The sequence below is a fragment of the Streptomyces yangpuensis genome (assembly GCF_001005295.1).
In the GTDB taxonomy this organism is placed as follows: domain Bacteria; phylum Actinomycetota; class Actinomycetes; order Streptomycetales; family Streptomycetaceae; genus Streptomyces; species Streptomyces yangpuensis.
The window spans coordinates 16,736-42,481 of record NZ_LBMK01000009.1; the positions used below are offsets into that span (position 1 = coordinate 16,736).

The window sequence follows — 25,746 nt, forward strand, 5'->3', positions numbered from 1 at the left end:
TGTTCCGTCATTTAAACGGCGTGAGCCTACTACTGCTGGGGAGCAGGTTCGAAGGCGTGTCCGGACGTTTTCGGCCTGACCCCTGGACGAAGATCACCAGTTGTCCGATACTTCCGGTCAAGTCAGGCCCGATTTGTGGCAGATGACACTTGGTGGGGCGTCAGTTCCCGCACCCTGATGGATGGCTGGAATTATTCGTTCCGCGATCTACGGGGCCGGTGGGACATCCGGTGTCCGGGAATCTCCGGGCGTCGCCGGACGTCTGTCAGTACGAGGAGCACGTCGGGGTAGACGTGTGGGGGTAGGCATGGCGGACCGCGGGTGGGGAGTGAGCGGACCATGAGCAGTGACGAGGGCGGCGGCGCCCGTGCGGCAAGGCGCGGCCTGTGGGTGGAGGAGCCGGCCCGCCGGCGCCGGATGCCGGACCCGGTGCGGGTCTCGGCGGTCCGGGCGGTGCTGGTGGTGGCCGTGACCCTGACCCAGGCGACGATCACCTTCTTCCTGAGCCTGACCGGTTCCTGGCTGGCCTTCCCGATGGTGCTCGGCGCGGTCGCCGCGACCGTCCTGGCCACCTGGGCCGTGCTGGACGTGTGGATCACCCGGCAGACGTGGAATCAGCGGTACGGGGTCGTGTCGGAGCCGAGCAGCACGGCGCGGCTGCGCCGCCGTGAGGCCCGCCGGGCGGCCAGGGCCGCGCGGGCGGCGCGCAAGGTCGCGGGCTCGGCCCGAATAGTCCGCGAGGACGGGCCCCTCGCGGGGTTCGGCCGGAACTGAGCTGAGGTCGAAGGCCGGACGGGACATGCCGGTCCCCGCGCCGGCCCGGCGCAGGCACGCGCGTGCCTGGGCGCAGGCCCGGGCCCGCGTACGTCCGTGCCTGCGCCCGGCACACGGCGCGCCGCGGCGCGGGCGGGCGCGCGTGGGGCGTCAGGCGGTCGGGGCGGCTGCGCCTCGGCGGAACATCCGGGTGGCCGTGATCTCGCCGTGGATGGTCTCCCCCTCCGGGGACTGCTGCGGCAGGCCCGGGCGCAGGTGCTCCTCGACGCTGATGTACTTCAGGCCCGCCCGCAGGTCCGCGTCGTTGCGCAGGCGGATCACCAGCGGGAATTCGGCGAGGGCGGTCGTGTCGAACAGTCCGGTCGTGTAGAGCAGCTGGACGCCGAGTGCGTCCGAAACGGCCCGCTGGAGCTCCAGCAGGTAGGTGGCGTTGGCGCGGCCGATCGGGTTGTCGAGGAACAGCGTGCCCGCGTGCCGGTGCTTGTCGCGGCCCCGGTCGTTGCTGCGCAGCGCCGCCATCGTGCAGTAGAGCGCGATCGCGGCCGTCAGCAGCTGCCCGCCGGAGAACACGTCGCCCATCTGCCCCACCGGCACCCGCTCGGCGCGCAGTACCGCGTCCGGCTTGAGGATCTCCACGGAGATCCCCTTGGGTTCCAGGGCCGCCTGGACGCCCCTCAGCAGCAGGGACATGCCGTCGCGGCGGCCCTCGCCGAAGGAGGCGCTGCTGTTCTTCCTCACGGCCGTACGGGTCGCCTCGTCGATGACCTCGCCGAGCCGCTCCGTGAGGGTGGCCTGGTCGGGCTCCTCGAAGCGGATCCGCAGGAACTCCTGCCCGGACCATTCGCCGAGGCCTTCGGGGAGCTGGGAGAGGCGCTGCGCGGAACGGAGGGTGGCCAGGGCGGATTCGACCAGGCCGCGCAGCCGGTCGACGATGCTGTCGCGGTTGCGCTCCAGCTGGGCCAGCTCGTCGGTGAGGACGCGCAGCCGGGGGGCGAAGGCCGCCGCCCAGGCCGCCGCGTGCTCGGGCAGCGCGGAGGCGGGCAGTTCCCGGATCTGCTGGCGCGCGGGGGTGCGTACCTGCTCGTAGCGGGTGGCGTTGGCGTGCCGGACCAGGATGTCGCTCGCCTCGCGCACCGCGGACTCGGCGGCCGACAGGTCGGCGGCGCAGCCGCGCAGGGAGCGGCGGGCCTCGGTGGCCGACTGGCGGGCCTCCTCCAGGGTGCCGGGGTGGGCCACCGGCTCCTGATCGTCGTCCTGGTGGGTGTGGTCGCGCAGCAGGTCCCGCAGGAGCGCCGCGGTCTCGTCGAAGCCCCCGGCGCCGTCCTCGGCGGTGCGGTGGGCGCGCAGCAGGTCGGTGTGGGCGGCGCGGGCGCCCTCGACGGCCGCGGTGTGGGCGGCGAGCTGTGCGGTGGCCGTACGCAGCAGGGCCTGCGCCTGGTCGACGTCCCCGGGGACCAGTTCCTCGGGCAGGTCGGTGTGCGCCTCGCCCTCGGCGGGGGCGTGCCGTTCGGCCTCGCCGCGCAGCCGGCCGAGCTGCTCGCTGGCGGCCGACGCCCGGGTCTCCAGCATCTGTACGAGGGACTCGGCGCGGGCGGCCGCGGCCTGGCGGGACGGGCCGTCCGCGCCGTCGGTGCCCTCCAGGAGCTGGGCGGCGCGGGTGCGGACCTTGTTGGTGAGGCGGTCGAGTTCGGCGAGGGCGGCGCTCTCGTCGCTCTCGGCGCGGGCCTGTTCGGCCCGCAGGTCGGCGCCGACGCCCACCTTCTCGTAGAGCTGGGACGCGGCGCGGTAGGCCTCGCGGAGGTCGGGCAGCGGCACCCGCGGACCGTCGGCGGCGTCGGGCAGCTGGTCGGGGGCGCCGGCGATCTCGGCGCGTTCGGCGCGCAGGGCGCGGGCGGTGCGCCGGGCGTCGTCGGCGGCGCGCTGGGCGGCCCGGCGGTCCTCGTCGGCGGCGCGGGCCCGGTCCAGGCAGACCTCTGCGCGGGCCTCGGACTCGGCGGCCTCGTCGGCGAGTTCGCGTACGCGGGCCTGCCAGCCGGCGCGCTCGCGCAGGCGGAAGGCGAGGCCCGCGAGGGCGTCGGCGGCGCGGCGGGCGCGCTGGGCGGTGTCCTGGCGTTCCTCGCGGACACGGGCGGCGTCGGCGGCGGCCTCGTCGGCCTCGGCGCGTACGGTACGGGCCTCCGCGAGCTCGGCGTCGGTCTCCTCGGCGAACATCCGGGCGGCCGCGGCCTGTTCGGCGAGCTCGGTGAGGCGGCCGGGCGGGCAGCCGGTGCGCCAGGAGGCCAGCCGGGCGGAGAGCTCGCGGTCGCCCGCGAGGCGGGCGGCGAGGTCGCGGATCTCGGTGTCACGGGCGCCGGCGCGGGTGCGCAGCGCCTGCCGCTCCTCGTCGGCGGCGTGCTCGTCGTGCATGGCCGGGTTCGGCGTGACGATGAAGATGCCGGTGACGGCGTCGTCCGGACCGGCCGGGGGTACGGGGGCGAGCAGCGCGGCGGCCGTGCCCACGGCGACGGTGGAGCGGGGCAGCAGAGCCGCGCCGGAAAGGACCTCGCGGGCCCTGCCGTGGGTGTCGGGGTCGGTGATGACGACGCCGTCGACGAGTTCGGGGCGGGCCGCGAGGACGGCGGCGTGGTCGGCGGGATCAACGGCCTGGGCGAGGTAGCGCCAGCCGGGGAGTGCGGGGATGCCGTGTTCGCCGAGGTACTCGACGGTGGCGAGGACGTCCGGGCCGGGCGGCAGCAGGCCGCCGTCGCCGAGTGCGCCGAGGATGCGGGCGTCGTCGGCGGCGGCGGTACGCAGCTCGAACAGCTGGCGCTCGGCCGAGGCGACACTTTCGGACAGCAGTTCGCGCAGGTCCTCGGCGCCGCGGTCGAGGTCCTCGGCCGTGAGCAGGCCGACGGCGGTGGCCTGCGCGGCACGTCCGGCGCCCTGCGCCTCGCCGTGCGGGCCGCCCGGGGTGCCGGGGCCCGCGGGAGCCTGGCCGCTGGCGCCGTCGCCCGTACGGGGCGAGGGGACCGACACCTCCGCGGCGCCCGCGGCCGAGGGCAGCCCGAGGAGCTCGGCCAGCCGCGGCGACGCGGCGAGCGAGGTGGCGGCGCGGTGCTCGGCGTCGTGGGCGGCCTCGGCCGCTTCGGCGGCGTCCGCGGCGCGGGCGGCGGTCAGCTCGGCCCGGGATTCCGTAGCGGCGGCCTCACGGGCGGCCTCGGCGGCGGCGCGGGCGGCCTCGCGGGCCTCGTCCCAGGCGGCCACGGCGGCCTTCTCCGCGTCGGCGGCGGCGAGGGCGGCCCGGGCCGGGTCGGCGTCGGGCGCGGAGTCGTCGAGCCAGCCGGCGCGAACGGCCTCGGCGGTCTCCTGCTGGACCTCGCTGAGCCTGGTCCTGAGGTGTTCGGCCTCGCTGCGGGCCCGCTGGGCGGCCGTGGCGGCGGCGGTGGCGTCGCGGTGGGAGTCCTCGCCGGTGGCCTGGAGGGCGGCGGAGCGCTCCTCCTCCTCGTTGGCGAGCCGCTCACCGTCCTCGGCGGCGGTGTGCAGGGCCCGTACGAGCTCACCGGCGGCCGTGGCACGGGCGGCCAGGGCCGGGGCGGCGTCGCGCTCGGCCTCCCGGATCGCGGCGGCGACGCGGGCGGAGCGGTCGGCGGCGGCGCGGTGGCGCAGCACGGTCTCGGCGGCCTGCCAGGCGGAGTGCAGGGTGCGGGCCTCGAGGAGTTCGCGGCGCTGGGCGGCGGCGGCCTTGTCGGCGACGGTCAGGGCCAGGGAGGCGTGGCGGTAGGCGAGTTCGGCGGAGACGGCCGCGCTGCGGGTACGGGCGGACTCGGCGGCGGTGACGTCGTGCGCGGCGGCGGTGACGCGCTGGGCGAGGTCGGCGGCCCGGCCGCGTTCCTCGGCGGCGCGGGCGGACAGCCGGCGGGCGAGGGTGCGCGTGCGGCGCTCGGCGCCCGCGTGGACGTCGCGCAGCCGGGAGCGGGTCGCGGCCGCTTCGACGATCTTGGTGAGGAGGTCCACGGAGCCGGCGGTGAAGTCGCGTTCGGCCATGAGCTCGGCTCGGCGGCCGAGCTTGTTGCCGAAGCCGTGGACGAGGTCGGCGAGGCCGTCCGTGTCACGGGTGTCGGTGACGGCGCGCAGCAGCAGGTCGGTGAAGTCGGAGTCCTTCTTGACCGCGAAGAGACCGGCCGCCTCGCCCTCGTCGGCGTTCATCTCGCGCTGGTAGCGGAAGAGTTCGGGGTCGAGACCGAGCTCGGTGAGGTGCTCGTTCCAGCGGTCGTGGATCTCCTCGAAGTACACCTCCAGGTGCGGGTAGGCCTTGCCCGCCTCGGTGAGGGCGTCCCGGAAGCCCTTCATCGTGCGGCGGCGGCCCTGGGCGCCGGAGGCGCCCTCGACGGGCGGGCGCACGGCGGTGGACTCGGCGACGGGCAGGCTGTCGAGGCTCAGGCCCGGGCCGGGGCGGAAGGAGTACCAGGCCTCGGCGAACTTGCGGGGGTCGTTGGAGACCTGGCGGCCGCGCCATTCGCTGACCTTGCCGACGACCACGCACTCGCCGGTCTGGGTGTGCTGCCACTCCAGGGCCACGTGTCCGCAGTCGTCGGCGAGCAGGAACTTGCGCAGGACGCCGGAGCTGGCGCCGCCGAGGGTGTTGCGGTGGCCGGGGAGCATCACCGAGAAGATCAGCTTGAGCAGGACGGACTTGCCGCCGCCGTTCTCCAGGAAGAGCACGCCGGCGGGCGCGGGGCGGCGCGGCGGCCCGGTCGGCTCCTCCTCGAAGAACTCCGCCTGCGCCGGCGCCGGGTGGGGCACCGGCTCGCCGACTCCGCGCAGGTCGAGCACGGTGTCGGCGTAGCGTGCGCCGGCGGGCCCGATGGAGTAGAGGCGGATCCGGGACAGCTCGTACATGGCGGCGGACTCTCGTGGTGTCTGGGTGAGGCAGGTCTACGGGGATCAGGACTCAGGCGTGGAAGGGCAGTCCGGCGTCGGCGGCCAGCTCCAGGTCGTCGCCCTCGGGCGGCGGCAGCAGGGTGGCGGAGCCGTCGCTGACGGGGACCACGCCGAGTTCCAGGAGCTCGGCCATGGCCGAGCTGCCCGCCATGTCGCGGACCTGGAGCTGGTAGCGGGGGGTGGTGCGGTAGGTACCGCCGGCCTCGTCCCCGGTGCGCTGGAGGAAGCCGGAGTCGGTGAGGAAGGCGGCGGCCTTGCCGACGATGCCGGTGGTGGAGCCGGCGAGGCGGCGGGCGTCCTTGGTGGCGCCGGTCGCGCTGCGGCGGGCGTAGACGCGCCAGGCGGCCTCCAGGCCGGGGGCGTCGGAGGCCGGGTCGGTGTTCTCGCCGAGTTCCTCGGCGCGTTCCTCCAGGCGGCGGCAGGTCTGCCGGACGAAGGCGTCGACGCCGTTGACCGTGACGCGGCCGATGTAGCCGTCGTCGGCGAGGTCCTCGGGGCGCGGGAAGGCCAGGGCGGCGACGGCGAGGTGGGCGAGGCCGTGCAGGAACCGGTCGGCGGAGTCGGCGGCGGTGCGGCGGGCGTAGTCGCCCATCCGGACGGCGAAGACGGAGTCCTCGTCGGCGGCCACGGCCATGCCGGCGCGCGGGGACACCTCCAGGACGACCAGGCCGAGGCCGGTCGCGACGGCGTCGGCGAGGCGGCCGAAGGCGGGCTCCTCGCGATAGCGGCGCAGCAGTTCGGCGTATTCGGCGTCACGGGCGGGCGCCAGCTTGGGCTGGAGCCCGAAGGCGACGAGCCGGGCCGCGTCGGCGGCGTCCGCCGGGGTCACGGACCCTCCGGTGGCGGGCGCGACGGGAGCCGACGGCGTGTCGGGCTCGCTCCACGCGGGGTGCTCGGCGTGGTGGTCGCTCACGGGCGGGTCTCCTCGGCGGTACGGGTGGCACGGGGTGTACGCGTGGTACGGGGTGGACGGGGGGTCCGGTTCGGCGGCGCGGGCGTGCGGGCGGGGTGCGGCGCGCGGTGGGGGCCGGGCAGGGCCGGATGCCCGGCGGAGCCGGGTTCCCCGGGGCTCCGCCCCGGACCCCGCGCCTCAAACGCCAGCGAGGCTGGACGGGGCGTCGGCCGGGCCGGATTCGGCTCCAGCAGGGCCGGGTTCGGCACGGGCGAGGCGGGGGCCTGCGCGAGCCGGGTGGCGTGCGAACGGCAGGTCACGACGCCTCCGCGCGATCGGCGGCCATGCCGGCGGCATCGAGGAGGGCGGTGCCGACGATGAGGTCGGCGCCGCCGAACTCGGGGTCGTCGAGCTGCGTGCCGTCGTCGACGGCGAAGAGCAGCCGCTCCTCGCCCTGGCGGTACGCGGTGCCGACGGCCGGACTCGCGGCGTGGACGGCCAGCAGGGCCACCAGGTACGGCAGGTCGGGATCGCTGCGCCGGGCCTCGGCGAGCAGGCCGGACAGCCGGCGCGGGGCGTCGTGCGGCAGGTCCAGGAGCTGCGTGGCCGCGGCGAGCTGCTCCTCGCTGAAGCGGCTGTCGTCCGGGGTGGCGATCAGGTCGGGCTCGGGCATCTCCGCGCCGAGGTGCTCGCGCTCCACCGGCGGGGTGAGCAGGATCTCCACGAGGTCGGCCACCCGCACCGAGACGGGGGTGCGCAGCCCGGTACCGGCGGCGAAGAAGGCGTCGGTGACCCGGCGCGCCTGTTCCACGGGCAGCGGCAGGATCGGGGCGACGAGCTGGCCGTACAGGTCGATGCCGGTGCGCGGCGCCGGGGCGGCGAAGGCCTGGCGGTCCTGTTCGGCACGGAACAGCGGGCCCGCGTCCAGCAGCCGGGACTGCAGCTGGGTGTGGCGGCGGATGCAGTCCTTGACGATGTCGACGAGTTCGGCGGCGCGGCGCTTGTTCTCCGGCTCCTCGGCCTCGTCGCGCGCCCTGCGGATGTTGGTCAGGATCGCGTTCTCGTGGCGGTAGCGATCGGCGACGTGTTCCAGCGCCTCGGCGATCATGTCGGGGACGGCCTGGAGCCAGTCCACCGCCCGGACGTTGCGCCGGGTCGCGTCCAGGGTCCGGCGCAGGGTCTCCGCGTACTGCACGGTCCGGTAGCGGGCCTGTTCGGCGGCCAGCTGGGCGTCCGCCAGCCGCCCGCGGCTGATCAGCACCTCCAGCTTGACCTCGGCGGCGATCTGGGCGCTGGTGACGTCGGTGTCGAGGGCGCCGACCAGGACGTTGACGGCCTCGTCGGTGGTGCGCAGGTAGACGGCGCCGCCGTAGGGGACCTCTTCGATCAGCTTGAAGTCGTAGTCGCGGCGCACGTAGACGCCGTCGGGTCCGAACGTGCCGTAGATCGCGCGGAAGCCGCGGTCCACGCTGCCGACGTTGATCAGGTTCTCCAGCACCCAGCGGGCCACCCGCTCGTGCTCGGCGGCCGGGCGGGCCGGGGCCTGGGCCGCGACGCGCGGCAGCAGCCTGGCCACTATCTGCTCGTGGTCGGCACCCGTGTCGAAGTCCATGTTGAGGGTGACCAGGTCGATCGCGGCGAGCGCGACCTCCGCCATCGCGTAGATCCCGTACTCGCCCGCCAGATTGGCCTTGCGTACGTCGAGGTCGTGCAGCGGGGCGGTGCAGGCGAGGGCGCGCAGCCGCCGGGCCAGGCCCTCGTCGGCGGCCGGGCCCGGCGCCGGGGAGGGAAGGGTCTTCGCCGGGGCTGGGAAAGTCACGGACAAAGACTAGGCGCTGACAGTGACAACATCCCAAACGGCATGGTTCGGCCGGAACGTCCCCCGGCTCGCTGCTCTACGCTCGGCGCATGGATTCCATGATCGCATCCACTCCGGTGATCGACCTCAACGCCGATCTCGGCGAGGGGTTCGGGCGCTGGACGCTCACCGACGACGAGGCCCTGCTCTCGGTCGTCACGAGCGCCAACGTCGCCTGCGGCTTCCACGCCGGCGACCCGTCCATCATGCGCCGGGTCTGCGAACGGGCCGCCGAGCGCGGCGTGCGGATCGGCGCCCAGGTCTCCTACCGCGATCTGGCGGGCTTCGGCCGGCGCTCCATGGACGTACCTCCCGGGGAACTCGCCGACGAGGTGGCCTACCAGATCGGTGCGCTGGAGGTCTTCGCGCGGGCGGCCGGCTCACGGGTGTCCTACGTGAAACCGCACGGCGCGCTCTATAACCGGACCGTGCACGACGCCGGCCAGGCCGCCGCCGTCGTCGCGGGCGTCCGGCTGGCCGCGGGCGCCGGGGCGACGGGCGGCCTGCCCGTCCTCGGCCTGCCCGGCTCGCTTCTGCTGGCCGCCGCCGAGGAGGCCGGGCTCGCCGCCGTGCCCGAGGCGTTCGCCGACCGCGCCTACACCCCGGCCGGGACGCTGGTGCCGCGCAGCGAGCCCGGCTCGGTGCTGCACGACCCGGACGCGGTGGTGGCGAGGGCCGTCGGGATGGCGGCCGGCGGCACCGTGACGGCCGCCGACGGTTCGGCCGTCTCCGTGGCGGCCCGCTCGCTCTGCCTGCACGGGGACACCCCGGGCGCCGCCGGGCTCGCCCTGCGCGTCCGGGAGGCGCTGGGCGCGGCCGGGGTGCGGGTGGAGGCCTTCACGTGAGGACGCCGAGGACGCTGGTGGTGGGCGCGCAGGCGCTGCTGGTCGAGCTGGACTCGGCGGAGGAGGTCGCCGCGCTCCACGCCGAGCTGCTGCGCCGCCGGGACGCGGGTGCCCTGGGGCCCGTACGGGACCTCGTACCGGCGGCCCGGACCGTCCTGCTGGACGGCGTACGGGATCCGGCCGCGCTCGGGGCCCGGATCGCCTCCTGGGAGGTCCCGCCGCTCACCCGCCGGGAAGGCCCGCTGGTCACGGTCGCGGTCCGCTTCGACGGGCCCGACCTGGCGGAGGTGGCCCGGCTGTGGGGCGTGGCCGCCGGGGAGGTGCCGGGCATCGTCGCCGCGATCGAGTTCCGGGTGGCCTTCTGCGGGTTCGCGCCGGGCTTCGGTTATCTGACGGGGCTGCCGGAGCGGCTGCACGTACCGCGCCGGGAGACCCCGCGCACGGCCGTCCCGGCGGGTTCGCTGGCACTGGCGGGCGAGTACGCCGGGGTGTACCCGCGCTCCTCCCCCGGCGGCTGGCAGCTGATCGGCTCCACCGACGCGGTGCTCTGGGACCCGGAGCGGGAACCGGCGGCGCTGTTCGCCCCGGGGGTCCGGGTGCGGTTCGTACAGGAGGAGCGGGCGTGACCGGACTGCTGGTGGTGCGGGCGGGTGCGCTGACGACGGTCCAGGACCGGGGCCGTCCGGGGTACGCGCACCTGGGGGTCCCCCGCTCGGGGGCGCTGGACACGGCGGCGTACGCGCTGGCGAACCGGCTGCTCGGTAACCCGCCGGACGCGGCGGTGCTGGAGACGACCCTGGACGGGGTGTCGCTGCGGGCGCTGGCCGCGACGGTCGTGGCGGTCACGGGCGCGCCCTGTCCGGTACGGGTCTCCGGGCGCCCGGTGGCCTGGGGAGCACCGGTCGGGCTGCCGGCCGGGGCGGAGCTGGAGGTGGGCCGGGCGGAGTCGGGCCTGCGCGGCTACGTCGCGGTCCGGGGAGGCCTGGCGGTCCCGCCGGTCCTGGGCAGTCGCTCGACGGACCTGCTGTCGGGCCTCGGGCCGGCGGTCCTGACGGCCGGGACGACGCTTGCGGTGGGCCCCGCCGGGCCGGACCCGGTGGCCGGCGCGGACGCGTACGGGCTGCCCGCGGCGCCGTCGGAGCTGGTGCTGCCGCTGCGGCTCGGACCGCGGGCGGACTGGTTCACCGGGGCGTCCCTCGCCGGGCTGTGGCGCTCGGCGTTCCGGGTGTCGCCGAGCTCCAACCGGATCGGGCTGCGCACGGAGGGCGGGTCCGCGCTGGTACGCGCGCGGGCCGGGGAGCTGCCCAGCGAGGGCATGGTGCTCGGCGCGGTCCAGGTGCCCCCGGACGGCCTGCCGGTGGTGTTCCTGGCCGACCATCCGGTGACCGGCGGCTATCCGGTGGTCGGGGTGGTCGGTCCGGGCCCGGCGCTGGACGCGGCGGCGCAGGCCCGGCCGGGCACTCCGGTCAGGTTCGTACGGGCCCGGTGACCTTCGTACGGGCCCGGTGAAACGCTTTCGGGGGCTGCGGCCAAGTACGGGGTGAGGGGGCCGACGGGGTCCCCGGTGCAGGGGAGGAACCGGGTGCACAGCCCACGACACGAGACCGGCCCGCCGGATCTCACCACGGCCGAGGGATTCGGGACGTTCTACGAGGACCACATCGACGCCGTGCTCGGCTTCGTCACCCGCCGGGTCGCAGATCCGCACCTGGCGGCCGACCTGACGGCGGACATCTTCCTCGCGGCGATGGGTTCGGCCGGCACGTACCGGGGTCACAGGGGAGTCCCGGTCGCCTGGCTGTTCGGAATCGCCCGGAACGTCCTGGCCGGGCATGCCCGCGGGAAGGCGCGGGAGAGCGGCGCGCTGGCGCGGCTGAGCGGTCGGCGGCTGCTGGACGACGAGGACGTCGCCGCGCTGGAGGAGCGCATCGACGCCCAGCGGGCCTTCCGGGACCTGGCCGCGCGCCACGCCGCCCTGTCCGAGCCGCTGCGGGCCGTCCTCGACCTGGTGGTGGTGGACGAGCTCACCCCGGCCGAGGCCGCGCAGGCCCTCGGCATCAAACAGGCGACGGTCCGCGTCCGCCTGCACCGCGCCCGGCGCGCCTTGCGCGCTTCGGGCCCCGTGAGCGAGTCCCGGCTGGAGGTAGCCCGATGAGCAGCAGGCCCCGCGGCTTCGAGAACCGCCTGAAGGCGGCCCTGCTGGCCCGCCTCCCGGAGACCCCGCCCCCGACGCCGGCCCGCTCCTTCGCCCGCCGCTACGGCGTCCCCCTCGCGGTGGGCGTGGCGACGGTGGCAGTCGCCGCGGTGATGACCGTGCCCGGGAGCACCCGCGACGGCTCCCGGCCCGCCGACGGCCCCACGGGAACGCCCAGCCCGTCGGCCACGGGCGCGCCCGAGATCAGGAAGGACCCGGACGGCACAGTGCGGTTCGGAATGCCGGAGCCCGCTCAGGTCCCGGCGCTCGTGGACGCCTTGAAGAAGCTCGGCGTGCCGGCGGTGCTCGTACCGATGCGGCCTCGGTCGCAGTGCTCCGAGCCCGGCGGGGGCTACCGCGGGCCGCAGGCGGACCCCGCCGCGGAGGTCAATCAGCGCTCCGCCGACGGCTTCTCCTTCAAGGTGGACGCCAAAACGGTGCCGCCCGGGTACTCGCTCACGTTCACGTGGGCGGACTACTACCCGTTCGGCCAGAGCCGCAGCATCGGCTACGGAGTGATCGAGACCTCCAAGGTCCCGTCCTGCCGCGTCGACTACTCCGAGGGCCTGGACGACATACTGAAGGCCGGCGCCGGCTACCCCGTGGGAGAGCCCGCCGGCACCCTCCGCATTCCTCGGCCCACGGCCGGGGAACTGCCCGAAGTGGTGCGCGGTCTGCAGGCACAGGGGATCAGCGTGGCCGTGAGCGAGTCGAAGCCCGCGGCGGAGTGCCCGCATCCGGGTGGCGGGTACCGAGGTCCGCAGGCCGACCCCGAGGCGGAGCTGCGGGACAGGGACGACATGAACAGCCTGAAGATCAACGCCAAGACGGTTCCGCCCGGGTACACCCTCGTCTTCTCGAAGCCGGCGAACCCCTCGGACCAGGTCGGTGCCGGTGTGAAGGAGACGTCGAAGGTCACGCCCTGCGAGGTCGACTACGCCCTGGACGCTCCCCCTCCGCCGGACACTCCCCTCTCGCCTCGCTGACCCCCCGCGCGCCCGGATCCGGCAGGACGGGCCGTCCGCCCCGGCCCCGCCACGAGGGTCGGGGCGGAGCCGTGCCCGCGTGCGGGAACGCGCGCGCCCGGGCTCCGTCGTCACGGGGCCCGGGCGCGGGGGTTCGGCTTCCCGGGGGCGCTACACGGCCGACTCCGGGGCGATGCGGCTGCGGACCGCGGACTGTACGTCCTCCTCCTCCGCGGGGTCCGACGCCAGGCGGCGCAGGCGCGGGGCGACCCGGGCGTCGGCGGTCTCGGCGTGGCGGGCGGCCACCTCGCGGGTGGTCTCCTCGCAGTCCCAGAGGCATTCGACGGCGAAGCCGGCCGCGAAGGACGGGTCGGTGCTGGCGAGGGCCCGCGCGGCCCGGCCGCGCAGGTGGGACGAGGACGTCTCGCGGTAGACGTGGCGCAGTACGGGCGCCGCGCAGCCGATGGCGAGCCGGCCGGCCCCGTCGACCAGGGCGAACAGCCGCTGGGTGTCGGGGCCCGAGCCGCGGACGGTGGACCGCAGGGCGCTCAGGACCAGGGGTGCGTCCTCGGCCCCGCCCCGGGCGGCCAGGACGGCCGCGGCGGCCTCGCCGAGGGCGTCGGGCCGGTGGACCCAGCGCCGGGCGCGTTCGACGGCCTCCGGGCCGCACATGCGCTCGTACGCGGCCACGGCGGGCTCGTCGGCGGCGGCTTCGATGAGGTCCAGCACGGCCGGGTTGTCCGGCTCGGCGAGGACCAGGTGGTGCAGGGCGGTGGCCCGGGCGGCCTCCCCGTCGGCGCCGGCGGCGGCCGCGAGGATGGCGGAGCGGTCCTCGGGCTGGGCCACGGCGGCCAGACAGCGGGCGGCGGGCACGTGCAGCGGGGTGCCGCGGCGCAGGCCCTCGGCGGCCCAGTCGAACACGGCCTGGACGCCCCAGCCGGGCCGGGGGCCGCTCGGGGTCAGCTGCCGCTGCCAGCGGTCGAAGGAGCCCTGCCTACGGGCGGCGCTCAAGCGCTCCCCGTACAGCGGGGACTCCTCCCACAGGCACCACGGCCGGGGCTCGTAGGCGTCGCGGACGGCGGCGGCAAGCCGCGCCTCACCCTCCGCGGTGGCGGGGAAGCGGGCGAGGACGGGTGCGGCCAGTGACCGCAGTCCCTCGTCGTCGTCGCGCAGGGCGAGCTCGTCGAGGGCCCACGCCCAGTTGGCTCCGGACGCGGCGTAGCGGCGCAGCAGCATGAGCGCGTCGTCGCGTCCGTACGAGGCCAGGTGGCCCAGGACGGACAGGGCGAGGCCCGTGCGGTGGTCCGTGTCGTCGACGAGGTCGTCGGCGCCGAAGAGGTGGCTCTCGATCTCGCCGAGGGGGCCGTCGAGGTCCAGGTAGAGCCTGGCGTAGTACAGCGAGCGGTTCTCGACCTGCCAGTCCTGGCGCGGATCACGGAGCACGCACTGGTTGAGGGCCGCGAGGGCCTCCGCCCTGGGCGCCGCGAGTGCGTGCAGCGTGCCGTCGCCACGGCCCCGCTGGAGGAGGCCGAGCAGGGTACCGCTCGGCGCTATGACTGGTTCGAACATGGGAATGGCCTCAAATCAAGCTGGGGACGCAACCGGGAATCGGGATTCACAGGGCCGCGTAACAGCATGTGAGGACGTCCGCCGTCTTGTTCCGCTCGATGTAGACCATTGCCTTCTCACTCTCGTCGGTGGTTCGTGACCAGGGGTGGCCGGACCGGGGCCGGACACCCTGTGTGTCCTGCCCGTCTGCCCGTCCCCCGTGCTCGCGAATCGAATCCGACGCCATGATGACCCAGCCGGTTTGTGCGCCGCGACCACATTTACGGCCGCCGTGACCAACCTGTGAGCTCTGCGCCGGTCGTGGCCCGGCAAAAAGCGGACTACTCGGCTCCGAAGAGTTCCAGCAGGTCGGCCTTGGCGAACATGCGCGCCGTGTCCACCGCGGAGGGGGTTCCGGCGTTCGGGTCGGCCCCTCCGGCGAGCAGGGCGCGGATCACCGCCCCCTCCCCCTTGAAGACCGCACCGGCGAGCGGGGTCTGGCCGCGGTCGTTGGCACGGTCGGCCTCGGCGCCGCGGGCCAGCAGTGCCGTGACGGTGTCGGCGTGGCCGTGGTAGGCGGCGAGCATGACGAGGGTGTCGCCGCGGTCATTGGTGAGGTTCGCCGGGACCCCGGCGTCGAGGTACGCGGCGAGCTGCGCGCTCTCGCCCTGACGGGCGAGGTCGAAGATCTTGGTCGCCAGTTCGATGACGTCCTCGTCGGGACCCTCCGGGGAGGCGCCTTCGGTGTGCTCGCTCATCGCGCGTACCGCCTTTCACTCGGTGCTGGCATGAAGCTTCCCCGGGCCGTGCGGGCAGGGGTGCACGGCACTGCGGCCGTACGGGTGAATCGCCAGAGTAGCGCCCTGGCCTGCGCATGTCCGGGCCGGTCCGAGGGATGGATCACCCCGGACCCCCTGCGCGGCTGGCGCGCCACCCGGGCTGAGCCGGTCAAGTGAAAAACCCACAGATTCACCCATATGCACCTTTTTTCGCATTGATACTTCCTGTGAGCCTGGAACAACTGATGGTGACTGTCCCCACCAACCAGGAGAACCCCCATGGTCCTGTCCATCTCAGGTGTGGTCCTGCTCGGCATCATCTGCTTCCTGTTCTTCAAGAAGGACGGGATGAAGCTGACCCACGCGTTCGTCTGCTCGCTCTTCGGCTTCTTCCTCGCCGGCTCCGCCATCGCCCCGAGCATCACGGCGAGCACAGCGAGCCTCGCGAGCCTGCTCGGCGGGATCAAGCTCTAGCCGCCCCCGAGCAGGAACCCCAGCCCCACCCGGAACAACGCTCACGACCACAACTCCAGGAGACGCCCGTGGCCCGGCGCCCACTTCCCCGCATTCTCAGCAGCGGCACCGCGTCGCTGGCCCGGGGCCGCGACTTCGCTCGCACGGCCGCCGACAGTGCCACGGACGTCCTCCATCCGCTCCTCGTCATCGGGCGCGGCCTGCGCGTCCTGGCCGCGGCCGGGCGGCGCAAATGGGCCGAGACCCCCAAGGACAAGCGCGGTCCCGCCCTGTTCCTGGGCGCCGCCTGCGTCCTCGTGGTCGCACTCGTCCCCTACGGGCCGCTGCTCGCCCTGATCACCCTCATGGCGGCCGCGGCCTGGCACGGGCGCGACCGCACCCCCGCGAAGACCGGCCCCAGCGACACCGAGGCCGAACGGCTCGGCTCCCTCTACGAAGCCCTCGTGCCGTACTTCTCCATCCCCGACGACCCCAGTCCGCTCTTCGCCCACGGCGGGGAGTGGGACAAGGCCTTCAGCGGCTACGAGTTCGACGAGGCGGGCCGGATCACCCGGCTCCACATCCGCTACCCGGCGTACTTCACCGACGGCGAGGCCGCCTCACGGGCCCGGATCGAGGCACTGCTGCACGCCAAGTCCGGACGCGGCCGGGAGTACCTCTTCGACTGGGACGAGGAGGGCAACCGGCTCGACCTCAGCGTGCTTCCGGCGCTGCCGACGGGCATCGCCGCCCAGCCGTTCGTCACCTCCCCGGGCGAGAGCGTGCTCGGCTTCACCGACTCCGCCACCGTGCAGCGCACCCTGCCCGTACTGGACGGCGACCTGCCCCGCGACGTCCCCCCGGTCGTCTGGCGCACCGGCCCCCGCTCCACCGAACCCCACCTGCTCGCCGTCGGCCAGCCGGGCAGCGGCACCTCCACCCTGCTCCGTTCCCTCGCCCTGCAGGCCCTGCGGCACGGCGGCGACGTCCTGATCGTCGACGGCGGCGGCACCGGCGAGTACGCCTGCCTGACCGGCCGCAGCGGGGTCCTCGCCGTGGAGTGCGGGCCGGTCGGCGCGGTCGCCACGCTGGAGTGGGCCGCGCAGGAGACCGAACGCCGGCTCATCGCCATCCACCGGGCCCGCGAGACCGGCCGGCCCGCGCCGGAGGACACCCGGCGCCCGCTGTGGATCCTGCTGGACCAGCCGAGCGTGCTGGCGCACCTCGCGGTGGCCGAGGGCGGGCCCGATCCGATGAACCACCTGCAGGTTCCACTGCGGCACGGCCGGCCGGCGCACGTCACGGTGGCGGTGGCCGAGCAGTTCGACCACCTGGAGGTGCTGCACGACGCCGTGTGGCAGCACACCCGTGCACGGATCGTGCTCGGTCCGGCGGGGACCCAGCAGATCACCGACGTGCTGGGGCTGCCGCCGCACACCACGCCCACGGCGCAGGTGCCGCCGGGGCGCGGGTACGCCCGGCTGGGCACCGGGCCGGTGCACCGGCTCCAGGTGCCGGCCACCCCGGACCCCTACGACGAGGGCACGCATCCGGCGCACCGGCAGGCCGTGCTCGATCTCCTGCCGGAGCGGCAGCAGGGGCCCGCGCCGGGGGCGGCGCTGGCGAAGGCGTTCCAGGGGCAGGCGCCGGAGAGCTAGCCCTGGCCCGGCCCGGGCCGGGCCAGGGCTAGGTGGGGTGGGGCTCCCGATGTCGTCGGCTCCCGTGCTCTGCGCGCATCCGCCGCTCGGTCTCGTGCATCCCGCGTTACGCGACGAACGTGCGGGGCGGTTCCGTGCCACTGTCGCCTGCGCCCGTGGCTACCAGGCGGGCTGCCGCCGCCAGGCGGGTGGCGGCTTCCTCAGCCACCGGGCCGCCCACGGTGAACGGCAGCCGGACGTAGCCCTCGAAGGCTCCGTCCACGCCGAACCTGGGCCCCGAGGGGACCCGTACGCCGACCCGTTCGCCCACCTCGGCCAGACGGGAGCCGGACAGGCCGCCCGCGCGGGCCCACAGGGTCAGGCCGCCGGCCGGGACCTCGAACTCCCAGTCCGGGAGCTCCCGCCGGACCGCCACGACCAGCGCGTCGCGGTTCTCCCGGGCCTGCTGCCGGCGGACCTCCACCGCTTCCTGCCAGCCGCCGGTCCGCATCAGCCAGTTCACCGCGAGCTGCTCCAGCACCGGCGTGCCCAGGTCGGCGTAGGCGCGGGCCGCCACCAGGCTGCGGATCACGTCGGGGGCCGCGCGGACCCAGCCGATCCGCATGCCCGCCCAGAAGGCCTTGCTGGCGGAGCCCACGGTGATCACCGTGCTGCCGCCCGGGTCGAAGGAGCAGACCGGGCGGGGCATCTCCAGGTCCGGATCGAGCTGGAGTTCCAGCATGGTCTCGTCGGCGACGAGGACCGTGCCGGCGGAGCGGGCCGCCTCGACCATGGCGCGGCGCTGTTCCTCGGAGGCGAGGGCTCCGGTGGGGTTGTGGAAGTCGGCGACGACATAGGCGAGGCGCGGGGCGGAGTCGCGCAGGACCTGCCGCCAGACGTCCATGTCCCAGCCCGTCAGTCCGTCGCCCATGGCGACCGGTACGAGGCGGACGCCGGCGGCGCGCATCAGCTGGAGGATGTTGGCGTAGGAGGGGGACTCGACGGCGATCCGCTCACCGCGGCCGGCGAAGAGGCTGCAGATGGCGTCGATGGCGCCCATCGCCCCGGTGGTCACCATGATCTGTTCGGGCATGGTGGGGATGCCCTGCTCGGTGTAGCGGTCGGCGAGCATCCGGCGCAGCGCCGGCAGGCCCGCCGGGTAGTCCCCGTGGGTGTGCGCGTACGGGGGCAGTTCCTCCAGGGCGCCCTGGACGGCCCGGGTCAGCCACGGTTCGGGGGCGGGGAGGGCGGCGCAGCCGAGGTCGATCATCGAGCCGAGGGACTCGGGCGGCAGCGGCTCCAGGCCGCGGGCGGGCAGCGGGTTCCCGGCCGGGACGGAGGTCCAGCTGCCGGCGCCCCGGCGGGACTCCAGGAAGCCTTCGCCGCGCAGGGCCTCGTAGGCGGCGGCGACGGTGGTGCGGCTGAGGGACAGGGCGACGGCGAGCTCGCGCTCGGCGGGCAGCCTGGCGGCGACGGGGACGCGGCCCTCCAGGACCAGCAGCCGGATCCCGTCGGCGAGGATGCGGTAGGCGGGCGGCTTGCGGGCGCCCGGTACGGCGGTCCGCTCCTGCTGGGAGGTGATGAGACGGGCCAGCTGTGCGGCACCGACCGCTGAGGTCCATTCGGCCATGGCGTGCGGTCCACTTTCGTCCGATTGGCCCCGGAGGAGGCCTGGATTGGCTTGCTGTCCGGGGCACAGCGTGCCACGAGTCAGTCCACTCGCACCAGGCCGTACGCGACCCCCTGCATCCCGTTCACCTCGCGTACCACCGGCCCCGGCCGCCACGGGGGATACTGCCGCCGTGACGCACGTACGCCTTCGCCATCCGTATCTGGACCACCCGGCTCCGATTCCCTTCGCGCACCGGGGAGGTGCCGCGGACGGGCTGGAGAACACCGCCGCGGCCTTCCGCCGCGCCGCCGGGGCCGGCTACCGGTACTTCGAGACCGATGTGCACGCCACGGCCGACGGAAAGCTCGTCGCCTTCCACGACTCCACGCTGGACCGGGTCACCGACAGCCGGGGCCGGATCGCCGAGCTGCCGTGGAAGCAGGTCCGCGAGGCCCGGGTCGGGGGCACCGAGCCCCTGCCCCTCTTCGAGGAACTGCTGGAGGAGTTCCCGGACGCCCGCTGGAACATCGACATCAAGGCGGAGTCGGCGCTGCACCCGCTGGTCAACCTGATCGCGCGGGCCGGGCTCTGGGACCGGGTCTGCGTGGGCTCCTTCTCCGAGAGCCGGGTGGCGCGCGCCCAGCGGATCGCCGGCCCCCGGCTGGCGACCTCGTACGGCGTGCGAGGGGTGGTCGGGCTGCGGCTGCGCTCGTACGCGATCCCGGCGGCGCTGCGCGTCGGGGCGGTGGCCGCCCAGGTCCCGGAGACCCAGGCGGGCATCCGCGTGGTCGACGAGCGCTTCGTACGGACCGCGCACGCGCGCGGACTGCAGGTCCACGTGTGGACCGTGAACGAACCGGAACGTATGGAGGCTCTTCTCGACCTGGGTGTCGATGGCATCATGACCGACCACATCGACTTGTTGCGCACGGTGCTGGACCGGCGCGGCGCCTGGGCCTGACCCGCTCCCGGCCGCCGCGACGGATGCGGCAGCCGGTGCGGTACAGGACCACCGAGGGGGACGACGCGTGAGCGCGGACAAGAGCAGCAGGACCGAGCAAGCGGAACCGGGGGCGGAGGAGGAGGGAGCCGCCGCGGCGTCACGCAAGCGCGAGCAGCGCGGCTGGTACTTCTACGACTTCGCCGTCTCGGTGTATTCGGCGAGCGTGCTGACGGTGTTCCTCGGGCCGTACCTCACGTCGGTGGCCAAGGCGGCCGCGGACGCCGAGGGCTTCGTGCACCCGCTGGGCATACCGGTGCGGGCCGGGTCCTTCTTCGCCTATTCGGTCTCGGCCTCGGTGATCCTGGCCGTGCTGCTGATGCCGCTCGCCGGCGCGGTGGCGGACCGGACGGGCCGCAAGAAGCCGCTGCTGGCGGTGGCCGCGTACACCGGGGCGGCGGCGACGACCGCGATGTTCCTCCTGGGCGGCGAGCGGTACCTGCTGGGCGGGTTCCTGCTGATCGTGGCGAACGCCTCGCTGTCGGTGTCGATGGTGCTCTACAACGCCTACCTGCCGCAGATCTCCACTCCGGACGAGCGGGACACGGTGTCCTCGCGCGGCTGGGCCTTCGGCTACACCGCCGGTTCGGTGATGCTCGTCATGAACCTGGCCCTCTACCTGGGCCACGACGCCTTCGGTGTCTCGGAGGGCATGGCCGTCCGGATCTGCCTGGCCTCCGCGGGCCTGTGGTGGGGCGCTTTCGCGCTGATCCCGCTGCGGCGGCTGCGGGACCGGGCCGTGGTCCGGGAGCCGGGGGCGGCGCCGGCCCTCAGCGGATGGAAGCAGCTGGTCGCCACCCTCAAGGACATGCGGCGCTACCCGCTGACCCTGTCGTTCCTGCTGGCGTACCTGATCTACAACGACGGCGTGCAGACGGTGATCTCCCAGGCCTCCGTCTACGGATCGGAGGAGCTGCAGCTGGAGCAGTCCACCCTCATCGGGGCGGTGCTGCTGGTGCAGGTCCTGGCGGTCGGCGGCGCGCTGGGCATGGGCCGGCTGGCCCGGATCTACGGCGCCAAGCGGACCATCCTGGGCTCGCTGGCCGCCTGGGCGGTGACGCTGGGGGTCGGTTACTTCCTGCCCGCGCGGACGCCGGTGTGGTTCTTCGCCCTCGCCGCCATGATCGGCCTGGTGCTGGGCGGCAGCCAGGCGCTGTCGCGCTCGCTCTTCTCGCATCTGGTGCCGGCGGGCAAGGAGGCCGAGTACTTCTCGGCGTACGAGATGAGCGACCGCGGCCTGAGCTGGGTGGGACCACTCGTCTTCGGCCTGACCTACCAGGTGACGGGCAGCTACCGGGACGCGATCATCTCGCTGGTGGTGTTCTTCGCACTGGGGTTCCTGCTGCTCGCGCGAGTGCCGGTGCGGCGCGCGGTGGAGGCGGCGGGCAATCCTGTACCGGAGCGGCTCTGAGACCGGGTCCGCGCCCGCGCCCGGTCCGGATCCACGAACGAATTCCGAACGGATTTAGACGTTGCGGCGAAGGGCCGGTAGTGTACGCCTTTGGCCTGCCAGGCGGACCGTTACTGCGCGCTAAAGAAGTCTAGACGTTGGGTGACATCTGCTGCCAGATGTGACAAAACGGGCACTGGTGGGTACAACAAGGGGCGGTACGACGGGCGACGCACGACCCGGAGCGGGAATCTATACCGCCGACCGGACGTTGACCGGATGACGACGACAGCGACACCTGTCCTGTGGGCGACAAGCCCGGGAGGCACGATTCATGAGTGAGCGAGCTCTCCGCGGTACGCGCCTCGTGGTTACCAGCTACGAGACGGACCGCGGCATCGATCTGGCCCCGCGCCAGGCGGTGGAGTACGCATGCCAGAACGGACATCGATTTGAGATGCCGTTCTCGGTTGAGGCAGAGATTCCGCCGGAGTGGGAGTGCAAGGCGTGCGGCGCCATGGCACTCCTGGTGGACGGGGACGGGCCCGAAGAGAAGAAGGGCAAGCCTGCGCGAACGCACTGGGACATGCTCATGGAGCGACGCACTCGCGAGGAGCTGGAGGAAGTGCTGGCCGAACGGCTGGCGGTCCTGCGTTCCGGCGCCATGAACATTGCCGTGCATCCGCGGGACAGCCGCAAGTCCGCCTGACAGCCGGACGAACGCACAAGCCGAGGGGCCCCGCCACACACTGTGTGGCGGGGCCCCTCGGCGTTCCCGTGCCTGCGGCGCGGCCCTACGGCGTGAGCGGCGGGCGATAGGTGGTGTCCGGGCCTTCCTGCGGGCCCGGGCGGTCCTCACGGACGACCTCACCCTGGACGACCTTGCCGTCGGGGTAGTGGATACGGGCCTGCTGGAAGGCGTCGCCGAAGCTGCCGGCGGGAGCCGCGGCCATCTTCCGCTCCAGGGAACGGGTGGCCCTGCGGCCGGCCCAGGCCCGGACGGGCGGGAGCAGCAGGAGCAGGCCCGCCACGTCCGAGAGCAGGCCCGGCAGCATGAGGAGCAGGCCCGCCAGCATGGTCAGACCGTTGCCCCGGCCAGGCCGCTGCGGGGTGGGCTGCACGCCCTGCTGCGCCTGCTGGAAGGTGTCCGTAAGGTTCTTGAAGGCCCGGCGCCCGGCGCGCTTGATGACCATCCCGCCCAGGACCAGTCCGCCGGCGATCAGCGCCGCCACGGCGAGCCCGCCGGTCGCGTCGGCGACCATCCCGAGCAGCCAGATCTCCAGGATCAGCCAGGCGGCGATGGCCAGGGGAAGGAAGGTTCGGGCGGGCGAACGCCGACGGGGGGCCGTCGGGGTACCCGTTCGCAGGGATCCAGTGCCGGTCGTCATAGCACCCAGTGTGCCTGGGTCCGGATAAGAGTGTCCTCAGCCGGAGGTACGGGACAGCCCTTAGGGGGCGCCCCGCCGCTCAGGCGCTGCTGTCCCGCTTGCCCGAGTCCTTGCCGGTGTCCTTGCCGAGCAGCTTGGCCGCCTGGGCCTTGAGGCCCCACTGGGTGACCCGCCACAGGGCCTCCACGACGATGTCCTTGCTCATCTTGCTGTCGCCGAACTCACGCTCGACGAACGTGATGGGGACCTCCACCACGCGGAACCCCTTCTTCACGGCCCTGCGGGCCAGGTCCACCTGGAAGCAATAGCCCGCGGAGGCCACCTCCTCCAGGCCCAGCCCCTCCAGCGTCTCCCGCCGGAAGGCCCGGTAGCCGCCGGTCACGTCCCGGATCGGGACGTCCAGCATCAGCCGGGAGTACGTCGAACCGCCGCGCGAGAGCAACTCCCTGGTCTTGGGCCAGTTGACGACGCGGCCGCCCGGCACCCAGCGCGAGCCCAGGACCAGATCGGCCCCGGCCAGCGCGGTCAGCAGGCGGGGCAGCTCCTCGGGCTGGTGGGAGCCGTCGGCGTCCATCTCGACGATCACGCCGTAGCCCTCGTCCAGGCCCCAGACGAAGCCCGCGAGGTAGGCGGCGCCCAGCCCCTCCTTGCCCTTGCGGTGCAGAACGTGCACATGGTCGTCGCCGGCCGCGAGCTCGTCGGCGAGCTTGCCGGTGCCGTCGGGGCTGTTGTCGTCGGCGACCAGGATGTGGGCCTCGGGAACCGCCGCCCGGACACGGCCGACGATCAGCCCGATGTTCTCCGCCTCGTTGTAGGTCGGAATGATCACCAAGGCTGTACCGAGCGGGCCATGGGTCCGCTGTCCGCCGTCGCTCACTGAGTCCCCTTTTGTGCGCTTGCACGTCCTGTACGTCCGGTCGCAGAGGATGACTCTAGAACATCGGCCACGGCCCGCCCCGGCGGTGCCGACACCCGGGCCGCCCCGGCCGCGCCGTAGCGGGTGGTCGGGGCCCGCGGTCCTTCGGGCCGATCAGACTCCCGCTGGCTGCGGGCCGCCGTGACCGTTGTCTACTGGACCGCCGGACCCCGACCCGGGGCCACCCGCCGCCCGGCGAAACCTTCCCTCGCCCCCGAGGCGCGGGCGCGCTGAGCAGACGGATCCGTCCGGCACGACGTCCTGTGGTGGACCCGGCCGAACCTATCCGGGTCCGGCCGCCCGCACCGAACCGAGGCCGACCGGATCACCCCTGTGGGCGTACGAATACCTCCCGGCCCCCGACGACGGTGGCCAGGCACACCGGCAGTTCGGATCCGGGGGTCAGATCGGGCAGTCCGGGGGTGCCCGAGCGGGGGTCGGTGGACCAGCGGGCGACCCGGTCGTCCGGGGCCTGGACGATCAGCTCGCCGGTCTGCCAGACGGCGTAGTCGGCCGGGGCGCCGGGGACGAGGATCCCCGCGTCGTCGCGGCCCAGGGCCCGCCAGCCGCCCCGGGTGTGCGCGGTGAAGGCGGCCCGTACCGACACCCGGTGCTTGGGCGTCCGGTGGAAGGCGGCCGCCCGCACGGTGCCCCACGGGTCGAGCGGGGTCACCGGCGCGTCCGAACCGAAGGCCAGCGGCACCCCGGCCTTCAGCATGGCCGCGTACGGGTTGAGGGTGCGGGCGCGGTCGGCCCCGAGCCGGTCGGCGTACATCCCGTCCTCGCCGCCCCACGCCGCGTCGAAGGCGGGCTGCACCGACGCCGTGAGCCCCAGCTCCGCGAAGGCGGCGATGGTGGCCGGGGTCATCATCTCGGCGTGCTCGACCCGGTGCCGGGCCGCACGGACCCTGGCCAGGCCCACCTTCTCGGCCGCCGCCCGGACACCCTCGACCACTGCGGTGATCGCCGCGTCGCCGATGGCGTGGAAGCCGGCCTGCAGCCCCTCCTCCGTACAGGCCGCCACATGCTCGGCGACGGCGACCGCGTCCAGGTACTCCGTCCCCGTGTGCGAGGCGTCGGCGTACGGGGCGTGCAGACAGGCGGTGTGCGAACCCAGGGCGCCGTCCACGAAGAGGTCGCCCGCCGCCCCCACGGCCCCCAGCTCCCTGGCCAGGCCCAGGTCCCGGTCGGCCCAGTACCCGAACACGCGCGGCCCGGGCCGCTCCGCCGCCAGCGCGAGCAGAGCGGTGAAGTCCTCGGGGGAGGAGATGTCGGGCCCGCCGCACTCGTGCAGGGAACCGATGCCGAGCGAGGCCGCCCGGTCCAGCGCGGCCCGCTGCGCCTCGGCGCGCTGGGCCGGGGTCACGGCGGCGAGCGCGGCCCGCCGTACGGCGTGGTGGTCGTCGGCGGTCAGCGGCAGGTCCCCTTCGGGGCGCACCCCGGGGACCAGGTCGAGCAGGGCGGTGGTGACCACGGCCGAGTGCACGTCGATACGGCTCAGATAGAGAGGGCGGCCGCCGGTGGCCTCGTCGAGCTCGCCGCGGCGCGGCGCGCGCCGCTCGGGCCAGCGGGCGGCGTCCCAGCCGTGCCCGAGGAGCACCCGGTCGGCGGGCCGGCTCGCGGCGTACGCGCGGACCAGGTCCAGCGCGGCGGCCAGCGACCGCGCTCCCGTCAGGTCCAGCCCGGTCAGGGCCAGACCCGCGGAGGTCGTGTGGACGTGCGCGTCGGTGAAGGCGGGGGTCACGAGCGCGCCGCCGAGATCGACGACCTCGTCGACGCCCTGGGCGAACGCATCGGCGGCGCCCTCGGAACCGACCCAGGCGATATGGCCGCGTTCGACGACCATCGCCGTGGCGAAGGGGTCGGCGGGGCTGTGTACCTCGCCCCCGCGGAGGAGGACGGTCCTGGTCGGCGCTCCGGCGGCGTCGGCGGAGTGGGCGGTGCGGTCAGTCATGCCGACCAGTGTCCCGCGTCGCCCCGCCCCTTCCGACCGCCGGGTCCCCCACGGGACCGTCCCCGGTGTCACACGCGGGGCGGGCGTGCCTCGTAGGGGGTGGAAAGGACCACGGTCGTACGGGTCGCGACGTGGGCGAGGGCGCGCAGCCGGCCCAGGAGGTCCTCCAGCTCCAGCGGGGTGGCGACGCGCACCTTGAGGATGTAGTTCTCGTCGCCCGCGACGCTGTGGCAGGCCTCGATCTCGGGTACGCCGGACAGCCGGTCGGCGATGTCGTCCGGGGCGCTCGGGTCGAAGGGCTTGACCGAAATGAATGCGGTCAGCGGCAGGCCGACGGCCTCCGGGTCGACCACGGCCGCGTAACCGCGGATCACCCCGCGCTGCTCAAGACGGCGTACCCGCTGATGGACCGCCGACGTGGACAGTCCCGTGGCCTTGCCCAGATCCGTGTAGCTCATCCGCCCGTCCCGCACGAGCAGATCCACGATCTGGCGGTCCAGCTCCTCCATTGCACTCATAGCCGCTCAACTTACGGCCAAAGGCACTCCAGGCCCAGTGCTGTCCGCCCACTGGAGGCATCTGCGCCGGGCATGTGACCAAGGCCACACGGGTATGCAGGGG

At 74.5% G+C, this 25,746-nt stretch carries 21 protein-coding genes; 11 read left to right on the forward strand and 10 right to left on the reverse strand.

Going from position 1 to position 25,746, the window contains the following annotated elements:
* Window positions 1–339 precede the first annotated feature (339 nt).
* Window positions 340–774, forward strand: a complete 435-nt coding sequence (locus AAT21_RS30710; RefSeq protein ID WP_046780275.1) for a hypothetical protein — start codon at window positions 340–342, stop codon at window positions 772–774.
* 150 nt (window positions 775–924) lie between these two features.
* Here the strand turns inward: AAT21_RS30710 and AAT21_RS30715 are convergent, their stop codons facing one another.
* From AAT21_RS30715 to AAT21_RS30725, 3 genes are all read right to left on the reverse strand, one after another.
* On the reverse strand, window positions 925–5,652 hold the full coding sequence (locus AAT21_RS30715; protein WP_046780276.1) for a hypothetical protein: 4,728 nt from the start codon (window positions 5,650–5,652) through the stop codon (window positions 925–927).
* Between the two features lie 52 nt (window positions 5,653–5,704).
* Window positions 5,705–6,607: a hypothetical protein gene (locus tag AAT21_RS30720; protein ID WP_030964622.1), complete on the reverse strand. Its 903-nt coding sequence runs from the start codon at window positions 6,605–6,607 to the stop codon at window positions 5,705–5,707.
* A gap of 295 nt (window positions 6,608–6,902) precedes the next feature.
* A complete protein-coding gene (locus tag AAT21_RS30725; protein WP_235439290.1) occupies window positions 6,903–8,405 on the reverse strand; it encodes a hypothetical protein in 1,503 nt (500 codons plus the stop codon).
* A 116-nt stretch (window positions 8,406–8,521) separates the two neighbouring features.
* On the opposite strand from AAT21_RS30725, the gene AAT21_RS30730 reads away from it, so the two are divergent.
* From AAT21_RS30730 to AAT21_RS30750, 5 genes are all read left to right on the forward strand, one after another.
* Window positions 8,522–9,289: a LamB/YcsF family protein gene (locus AAT21_RS30730; RefSeq protein ID WP_046780459.1), complete on the forward strand. Its 768-nt coding sequence runs from the start codon at window positions 8,522–8,524 to the stop codon at window positions 9,287–9,289.
* Complete coding sequence (locus AAT21_RS30735) at window positions 9,286–9,915, forward strand: 5-oxoprolinase subunit B family protein (RefSeq protein ID WP_063838166.1); 630 nt, start codon at window positions 9,286–9,288, stop codon at window positions 9,913–9,915. The genes AAT21_RS30730 and AAT21_RS30735 overlap by 4 nt, the downstream gene beginning before the upstream one ends.
* Window positions 9,912–10,778: a 5-oxoprolinase subunit C family protein gene (locus tag AAT21_RS30740; protein WP_046780279.1), complete on the forward strand. Its 867-nt coding sequence runs from the start codon at window positions 9,912–9,914 to the stop codon at window positions 10,776–10,778. Before AAT21_RS30735 ends, AAT21_RS30740 begins: the two co-directional genes overlap by 4 nt.
* 93 nt (window positions 10,779–10,871) lie before the next feature.
* The gene (locus AAT21_RS30745; RefSeq protein ID WP_046780280.1) at window positions 10,872–11,444 is read left to right on the forward strand and encodes an RNA polymerase sigma factor; all 573 of its coding nucleotides are present in this window, start codon (window positions 10,872–10,874) and stop codon (window positions 11,442–11,444) included.
* Window positions 11,441–12,469, forward strand: coding sequence for a hypothetical protein (locus AAT21_RS30750; protein WP_046780281.1), 1,029 nt, complete (start codon window positions 11,441–11,443; stop codon window positions 12,467–12,469). The genes AAT21_RS30745 and AAT21_RS30750 overlap by 4 nt, the downstream gene beginning before the upstream one ends.
* Window positions 12,470–12,619: 150 nt before the next feature.
* On the opposite strand, the gene AAT21_RS30755 is transcribed toward AAT21_RS30750, so the two are convergent.
* Both AAT21_RS30755 and AAT21_RS30760 read right to left on the reverse strand, forming a co-directional pair.
* Entirely contained in the window at window positions 12,620–14,017 is a 1,398-nt protein-coding gene (locus AAT21_RS30755) for a hypothetical protein (protein WP_046780282.1), read from the reverse strand.
* A gap of 320 nt (window positions 14,018–14,337) precedes the next feature.
* Window positions 14,338–14,754 (reverse strand): ankyrin repeat domain-containing protein, encoded by a 417-nt coding sequence (locus AAT21_RS30760; RefSeq protein ID WP_046780283.1) that lies wholly within the window; start codon window positions 14,752–14,754, stop codon window positions 14,338–14,340.
* 300 nt (window positions 14,755–15,054) lie between these two features.
* Here AAT21_RS30760 and AAT21_RS30765 point away from each other — a divergent pair, with 300 nt between their 5' ends.
* The gene (locus AAT21_RS30765) at window positions 15,055–15,249 is read left to right on the forward strand and encodes a hypothetical protein (RefSeq protein ID WP_030031218.1); all 195 of its coding nucleotides are present in this window, start codon (window positions 15,055–15,057) and stop codon (window positions 15,247–15,249) included.
* A 68-nt stretch (window positions 15,250–15,317) separates the two neighbouring features.
* On the forward strand, window positions 15,318–16,886 hold the full coding sequence (locus tag AAT21_RS30770; RefSeq protein WP_046780284.1) for a P-loop NTPase family protein: 1,569 nt from the start codon (window positions 15,318–15,320) through the stop codon (window positions 16,884–16,886).
* A gap of 106 nt (window positions 16,887–16,992) precedes the next feature.
* Here the strand turns inward: AAT21_RS30770 and AAT21_RS30775 are convergent, their stop codons facing one another.
* Complete coding sequence (locus AAT21_RS30775; protein WP_046780285.1) at window positions 16,993–18,495, reverse strand: SCO1417 family PLP biosynthesis transcription factor; 1,503 nt, start codon at window positions 18,493–18,495, stop codon at window positions 16,993–16,995.
* Between the two features lie 172 nt (window positions 18,496–18,667).
* Here AAT21_RS30775 and AAT21_RS30780 point away from each other — a divergent pair, with 172 nt between their 5' ends.
* The 3 genes from AAT21_RS30780 (at window position 18,668) to AAT21_RS30790 (ending at window position 21,576) form a co-directional block, all read left to right on the forward strand.
* Window positions 18,668–19,438 (forward strand): glycerophosphodiester phosphodiesterase family protein, encoded by a 771-nt coding sequence (locus AAT21_RS30780; protein WP_046780286.1) that lies wholly within the window; start codon window positions 18,668–18,670, stop codon window positions 19,436–19,438.
* A 67-nt stretch (window positions 19,439–19,505) separates the two neighbouring features.
* Window positions 19,506–20,888: an MFS transporter gene (locus tag AAT21_RS30785; protein ID WP_046780287.1), complete on the forward strand. Its 1,383-nt coding sequence runs from the start codon at window positions 19,506–19,508 to the stop codon at window positions 20,886–20,888.
* Between the two features lie 313 nt (window positions 20,889–21,201).
* Window positions 21,202–21,576: an RNA polymerase-binding protein RbpA gene (locus tag AAT21_RS30790; RefSeq protein ID WP_007262928.1), complete on the forward strand. Its 375-nt coding sequence runs from the start codon at window positions 21,202–21,204 to the stop codon at window positions 21,574–21,576.
* Window positions 21,577–21,661: 85 nt separating this feature from the next.
* On the opposite strand, the gene fxsA is transcribed toward AAT21_RS30790, so the two are convergent.
* The 4 genes from fxsA to AAT21_RS30810 form a co-directional block, all read right to left on the reverse strand.
* On the reverse strand, window positions 21,662–22,255 hold the full coding sequence (gene fxsA, locus AAT21_RS30795; protein ID WP_046780288.1) for an FxsA family membrane protein: 594 nt from the start codon (window positions 22,253–22,255) through the stop codon (window positions 21,662–21,664).
* Between the two features lie 79 nt (window positions 22,256–22,334).
* Window positions 22,335–23,132, reverse strand: a complete 798-nt coding sequence (locus AAT21_RS30800; RefSeq protein ID WP_046780289.1) for a polyprenol monophosphomannose synthase — start codon at window positions 23,130–23,132, stop codon at window positions 22,335–22,337.
* 364 nt (window positions 23,133–23,496) lie between these two features.
* Window positions 23,497–25,125 carry an amidohydrolase gene (locus AAT21_RS30805; RefSeq protein ID WP_046780290.1) on the reverse strand — a complete coding sequence of 543 codons (1,629 nt, stop codon included), beginning with the start codon at window positions 25,123–25,125 and terminating at the stop codon, window positions 23,497–23,499.
* A 68-nt stretch (window positions 25,126–25,193) separates the two neighbouring features.
* The gene (locus AAT21_RS30810; RefSeq protein WP_030663734.1) at window positions 25,194–25,634 is read right to left on the reverse strand and encodes an Lrp/AsnC family transcriptional regulator; all 441 of its coding nucleotides are present in this window, start codon (window positions 25,632–25,634) and stop codon (window positions 25,194–25,196) included.
* Between the last annotated feature and the right edge of the window lie 112 nt (window positions 25,635–25,746).